This is a genomic window from Clostridium sp. (assembly GCF_017888565.1).
GTDB lineage: Bacteria > Bacillota > Clostridia > Clostridiales > Clostridiaceae > Clostridium.
In genome coordinates this window covers 36,205-42,448 of sequence record NZ_JAGHFX010000061.1, presented here as the reverse complement: position 1 = coordinate 42,448, position 6,244 = coordinate 36,205, and the positions used below count along the sequence as shown (strand labels likewise).

The window sequence follows — 6,244 nt, the reverse complement described above, 5'->3', positions numbered from 1 at the left end:
GATTAACAGGAGTTACTGGAGCAACTGGAGTTACTGGAGCAACTGGAGTTACTGGCGCAACAGGAGTGAGCGGAGCAACTGGAGCGACCGGAGTAACAGGAGCAACAGGAATAACAGGAATAACAGGAGTAACAGGTGCGACAGGAATAACTGGAGCAACAGGAATAACTGGAGCAACAGGAGTAACCGGAGCAACTGGATCAGGAATATCCACTTATGGTTATGTATATCATTTGGCAACTGCATTAACATCTGTTATTGCAGGTGGCACAGATGTTCCTTTTAGTAATAACGGTCCATTAGCAGGAATAACTCATACAGCAGGAGCAACTGGTATAACAGTTCCAATTGGTGGAGTATATAAAATAACGTACAATCTATTTATAACAGCAGGTGTTGGAGCATCAATTGCAATCGCTGTAGGTGGAACAGTTCAAGCATCAACTAATATTTCAGCATTAATATCTACGGGTGAACTAAGTGGAACAGCTATGTTAACTTTATCAGCAAATTCTGTAATAACATTGCGTAATAATTCATTGATTGCTTTAACATTACCATTAGCACCAGCAATAGGAGCACAAATTAATATTATTAGGTTAAGTAATTAAATTTAAAATTTAATAATTTTATGGATTATTTATAATAAAAATAAAAGAGATATACGCTTTATTAAAATTTTAAAGCTATATCTCTTTCTTATATTAATTATTAAATATATTCAATAATTCTAAAGATTTAACTCTTTCGTAAATTAGCTGCTTATCTGTTGTATATAAATTAAGTTTTTTCATTCTTTCAAAGTATTCTCCACCAGAAAATGTATGCCTTAGGCTTTTGCCATTTTCCATATCTAAGGCATCATTTGCAAAAGCAATTATATCACCTATTGCTAAATCTCTAGGTAAAATTAACAATGGTTCATTTAATGCATATTTAACGGCATTATATCCAGCTAGTGCACCTGTTACCATAACTTCTGTGTGCCCTACAAAAAATCCGGATTTTTCCCCAGCGCAGAACATATTATTTAATCCGAGTATTTTCATAGAATTATCTCTAGGACTTGAAGCTAAATATCTAATTGAATTTGAGTTACCACCAGATAATGGATCAATATATCTTGCATTCTCAAGTCCAGGTATTCTTCTAAGTTTATCTAAAGGATAATATGATGTCATAAGTTTAATATGGCCAGTATCTAATAAAATAATATTTTCAGCAAACTCTTTTAAAGCATATTGTTGACAAACCTTTTGGCTTAGCTTATCCAAATTTACATCCTCTTTAGGAACTGGCAAAGTAACAACTCCATATTTATCGAGTTTTTCTATAATATCTTCAGAGAATGATTCACGGGGAAGTTCACAGGAACCACTCATTGCTCCAGGGGTACCATTTGATCTTTCGCCCACAATATCTTTTATTCCAGCTTTAGCACTTAAACTTTCTCTACTACCAAAAGATGGACATCTTAATATGCACATAGAGCAGCCTTTGCCATATCTATTACAATTTGTCATAGAACCAGTGGACCCTGTAGTTTCTATAAATACATCACCATCTATAAAAGAGCCATTTGCTAATTTGATTCTAGTTATAGAATTGTTTTCTAAAGAAACATTAATAGCCCTGCTATTAAAATGAATATTAATTCCTAAAGATAAAATGTATCTTCTAATCTCTGGCTCTGCTTTAGCTATGTCGGTTAAATTAGCATGTTTATGACCAGAAAACTCTATATTTTGATGAATAGCAAGGGAATCCATAATGTCTATTAATTCATTAGCACCTAATAATGACAGTTCTTCTGCTGCTGTAAATCTACCATTATTTCTCATTATGCCACCGACATTACCAACACCTAAAAGCATATCAGTTCTTTCGATTATATGAACTTCTGCACCCATTTTCCTTGCCTGTATAGCAGCTTGGCAACCAGCAAAACCACCGCCTATTATAATAATTTTCATCATCTTATACCTCAAATATTAATTTTAATAATAAATTATTCTATGATCATTAAAATGCTACTATAAATATAAGTTTTATTACATAGCTGTTAAAATGGTAATGGCGACTTTAAAATAAAGTCGCCATAATAATTTTTTATAAATTAATTTATTACAGGAAATATGTTATAAACAGGTTCTTCATATGGATGAAGGTTTTTTATAACGTTAATAACTTCAAAGGCCAAATCTTTATCGCATCTAAATTCAATTTTGGCCTCTTTCTCAATAGATAAGTTCCCCTCTTTTCCAAGATGCGGATTTGATCCTTTTAAAGGCCTAAAGTAACCATTAACTTCGCTTATAGACATACAATTATCATAATTTCCTATAGTTAAAGCACCAGTTCTATTTATTGCCTCTCTTAATTTGTCTATATATTCTAAAGGAACATATATTTCAAATTTAACTTTGGTATAATTCATATATTTAATAGACCCCCTATTAATAGCTATAGTTAAATAATAGCTCATTATAATAAAATAGTAAACGAAATAAATGTCTATTACAAACAAAAGTTAAATTTAAAAAAACTCATAAAATACCTAAAAAAACTAATAAATTATTATTAATACTAAATTTTATGAAAGATAATATCAGATAAGTAAAGAAAAAACTGAAAAAGTGTGAAAGATATTATATTATATATCTTTTAAAGAGATATAGCATACTATATTAATGAAGAAAATAATATTTGGTTGGGGGAATTTTAAAATGGGAGTTTTATTTACGATTATTGGTATTGTGTTAACTATTTATACATCTTTTAATTTAATAAGAAGCATAGAATTAAAGAAAAAAGCTATAATTAAAAGAGCTAAAGTAATAGGTTTTGAAAGCTACACTTATTTAATGCCAGGAGCCGAATATCATACAGTTTATAATGCAAACGTCTATCCTATTTTAGAAATTGAGGAAGATGATAAGAAAGTAAAAGTTGCTATTCCATATTTATATGAAAAGTATAATTTTGAAAGAGGAGATGAAATTCAAGTAATATATCCAAGAGGAAAAGTGGAAAAGCTTAAGATATATAGTAATGAAGAGATATATAACTTTTATTATTCAACAATTATAATAGGGATAGCAATTACTTTGTTATCAATGACAATAATTTAAAAGGGCTAATTTTTAGCCCTTTGTTAATTAATAATTGTATACAAATCCTAAATATTACAAAATGCTTATACAAATATACAATTGTGTCTATATAAATTTAGGATATATAATTGAAATATAAAAGTAAAGGTTTAATTATCTTATATTAAATAAATTTATAATAAAAATATTTGGAAACGTTACCTAAAAAGAATAAGTATAGGGTGGGATTATAATGAATTTTAAAAAGCTATTAGTAAAGATGTTACTATTTTTTATACCAGTAATAGCTATAGGTACTATTAGCAATTCAACTATATCATATTATACTGCGAAGAATACATTAATAAAAAATAGTTTGACTATAATGGAAGAAATGTCAAAACAAGCTTCAATGAGAATTAATGATAAGTTTTTAGAAAGTATCAAAAACTTAGAAGAAATTGCTATGGATAAAAGACTTTCTAGCGATGAGATATCAATTAAGGAAAAAAGAGATATGCTTAAAAAAGAGCTTGAAAAAGGTAACTTTGATAATATAGGAATATGTGGGTTGGATGGAGTCGTTTATTATAAGGAGGGAATGGAACAAATAAAAGATAAGGATTATTTTAAGAAAACAATAAACGGTAGTGAGGTTATATCAGATCCATTTATATCGACCATTGATAAAAGTAGAGTTACTGCATATACTGTACCGCTAAAAATGAATAATAAAATAATTGGAGCTATAATAGGGTTAAAATCAGCAGAGGATTTTAGTAAATTATCAAATGATATTGAATTTTTGGAGACAGGATCAGCTTTTATTTTAAATTCTGAAGGAACCGTTATATCTCATGATGATTTTTATTTTGTTATGGAAAAAAGTAATTTAATTAATCAGTATGGAAGTGATGAGAAGTATAAGGATGTTGTAAATGTACAAAAAGATATGATTTCTGGAAAGAGTGGTTCTTCAGAGTATAATTTAAACGGTAATAAATCTTACATTGCCTATTCACCTATAGCAAGTACTGGTTGGTCTATAGGAATAACTGTGGAAAATAATGATTTACTTAAATTATTGAAAGAATTTAAAAATACTACAATTTTTATAGTTTTCTCAGTATTAATTTTTAGTATTATATTAATTTACATTATTACTAGGGGAATAACAAAAGTATTAGATAATATAAAAACTAATATGGTACATATTTCTGATGGAGATTTAACAGTTAGTTTTGGAGAAAATCATTTAAATAGGAAAGATGAAATAGGGGATATATGTAAGTCTATAGAAACTACTAGAAGTTCAGTAAAGGATATTATATCTAAAATAAAAATATCTTCAAGAGATGTCACAGAAAAATCAACTTCTCTTGCTGTTGTTTCTAAAGAGTTAAATAAACTAGCAAGTGATATATCTACTTCTATCTTTGAAGTTGCAGCCTTTAGTGGTAATCAAAAAGATGAATTAGAAAATACAATAGATGTAATAAATGTTTTTAGTGAAGAAGTAGATGAAATTTCTAAGAATATTATAAAGATAGATGATATGGCAAAAGATATTGAAATGAAATCAGTAAAGAATAGTATTGAGATGAATACTTTAATAGTTTCAACTGAAGATTTCGATTATAAATTTAGTGAATTTAGCGATAATATGGATAATATGCTTACTGATATAAGTACAGTAAAAGATATATTAGTTTTAATAAATGATATTTCCGAGCAAACAAACTTATTAGCTTTAAATGCAGCTATTGAAGCAGCTAGAGTCGGAGAAGCTGGAAAAGGTTTTGCTGTAGTAGCTGATGAAATAAGGAAGCTTGCAGAAAATTCAAATAATGCATCAAATAATATTCATAATATACTAAATAATGTATTTAAAAATACAAAGGGAATAGCTGAAGATACTGTAGAAATTAATAAAAAGCTACAATTACAAAGAAGTACTATAAACAAAGTAATTAGATCATTTAATGATATAGCAAAAGAAGTGAAAAGTATAACCCCTAGAATAAGTAATATAAACACTTCATTTACTGAAATAGACGAAAAGAAGATGAATATATTAGAAAAAATTATAAATGTGGCAAAAGCATCAAAAGATATATCAAGTGCATCTGAAGAAATAACAGCATCATCAAATGATTTAAATAAATTTAGTGAAAATGTGGCTGAGGATTCTGAGGATTTAGCATATAGAAGTATAGAAGTTTTAAAATCTATAGATAGGTTTAGGATATAGAAGTTAACGCTAGTATAATATTAAAGTGCTAGCGTTTTTATTATAACTATAGAAAATAATATATGTTTGTTACAAATATAATCAAAATATCATACTTTAATCATAATATAAATAATAATTCATTTATTTAAATATAATAATTTTATGGGAGGATAAGATGATACTAAACGTTAGAGAAATAGTTATTAGATTAGTTCTTGCTGTAATAGTTGGAGGGATAATTGGATATGAAAGAGAAAGACAAAATAGAGCAGCTGGGTTTAGAACTCATATATTAGTCTGCTTAGGAGCAACAATAATATCTTTATTACAAATTGATATTGGAAATAAAGCTATTGCTATGATTGAAGCAAATAAGGAGTTGAGTGAAGTTATAAAAATAGACTATGGAAGATTAGGAGCTCAAGTAATTACTGGAGTTGGATTTATTGGTGCAGGAGCTATAATTCACACTAAAGGAAATATTAAAGGGCTAACAACAGCAGCAACTTTATGGGTAGTAGCTTGCCTAGGACTATCTATAGGAATGGGAGAATACTATATAAGTGTATTTGGAGCCATTATAATAGTAATAACATTAGTTTTTTTAAAAAGAATAGAAAATAAATTTATATCAAAAAATATAGTTAAGAAAGTTGAAATCAAATATCGTAATATAGAAAATTTAAATATAGAAATACAAAAATGTTTTGAAAATGAAAATTTAAAGATAAAAATAGTTGAATACATTTTAGAAAAAGACAAAGATCAATATGATCAAAAAGAGGTTCATGCTATATATACAGTTATAAAGCCTGGATATGTTAAATTAGATAAAATAATAGAAGGATTAAGAGGAAATGAAAATATAATTTATATAAAAATGTTGAGTTAATTAAATAATTTTGATAATCAAAATACT

General features: G+C 27.6%; 6 protein-coding genes. 4 read left to right on the top strand and 2 right to left on the bottom strand.

All coding sequences use genetic code 11. The features are described 5' to 3' along the window. Positions 1-611 (top strand): collagen-like protein (locus J7M87_RS12620; RefSeq protein WP_291651398.1); only part of this gene is annotated, 611 nt, incomplete at its 5' end. A gap of 93 nt (positions 612-704) precedes the next feature. Here J7M87_RS12620 and J7M87_RS12615 read toward each other — a convergent pair. Beyond that, complete coding sequence (locus J7M87_RS12615; RefSeq protein WP_291651401.1) at positions 705-1,973, bottom strand: FAD-dependent oxidoreductase; 1,269 nt, start codon at positions 1,971-1,973, stop codon at positions 705-707. A gap of 143 nt (positions 1,974-2,116) precedes the next feature. After that, positions 2,117-2,437, bottom strand: coding sequence for a cytochrome C biogenesis protein (locus J7M87_RS12610; RefSeq protein ID WP_291651397.1), 321 nt, complete (start codon positions 2,435-2,437; stop codon positions 2,117-2,119). Between the two features lie 289 nt (positions 2,438-2,726). Between J7M87_RS12610 and J7M87_RS12605 the strand changes: the two genes are divergently transcribed. The 3 genes from J7M87_RS12605 (at position 2,727) to J7M87_RS12595 (ending at position 6,217) form a co-directional block, all read left to right on the top strand. After that, positions 2,727-3,131, top strand: coding sequence for a hypothetical protein (locus tag J7M87_RS12605; protein ID WP_291651396.1), 405 nt, complete (start codon positions 2,727-2,729; stop codon positions 3,129-3,131). Between the two features lie 214 nt (positions 3,132-3,345). Then, positions 3,346-5,343: a methyl-accepting chemotaxis protein gene (locus J7M87_RS12600; RefSeq protein WP_291651395.1), complete on the top strand. Its 1,998-nt coding sequence runs from the start codon at positions 3,346-3,348 to the stop codon at positions 5,341-5,343. 157 nt (positions 5,344-5,500) lie between these two features. After that, complete coding sequence (locus tag J7M87_RS12595; protein WP_291651394.1) at positions 5,501-6,217, top strand: MgtC/SapB family protein; 717 nt, start codon at positions 5,501-5,503, stop codon at positions 6,215-6,217. Positions 6,218-6,244: the final 27 nt, after the last annotated feature.

Bases quoted from the DNA above. Each gene is read 5' to 3' on its own strand.
- J7M87_RS12615 (WP_291651401.1), bottom strand. From the start codon at position 1,973: ATGAAAATTATTATAATAGGCGGTGGTTTTGCTGGTTGCCAAGCTGCT.
- J7M87_RS12610 (WP_291651397.1), bottom strand. From the start codon at position 2,437: ATGAATTATACCAAAGTTAAATTTGAAATATATGTTCCTTTAGAATAT.
- J7M87_RS12600 (WP_291651395.1), top strand. From the start codon at position 3,346: ATGAATTTTAAAAAGCTATTAGTAAAGATGTTACTATTTTTTATACCA.
- J7M87_RS12595 (WP_291651394.1), top strand. From the start codon at position 5,501: ATGATACTAAACGTTAGAGAAATAGTTATTAGATTAGTTCTTGCTGTA.
- J7M87_RS12605 (WP_291651396.1), top strand. From the start codon at position 2,727: ATGGGAGTTTTATTTACGATTATTGGTATTGTGTTAACTATTTATACA.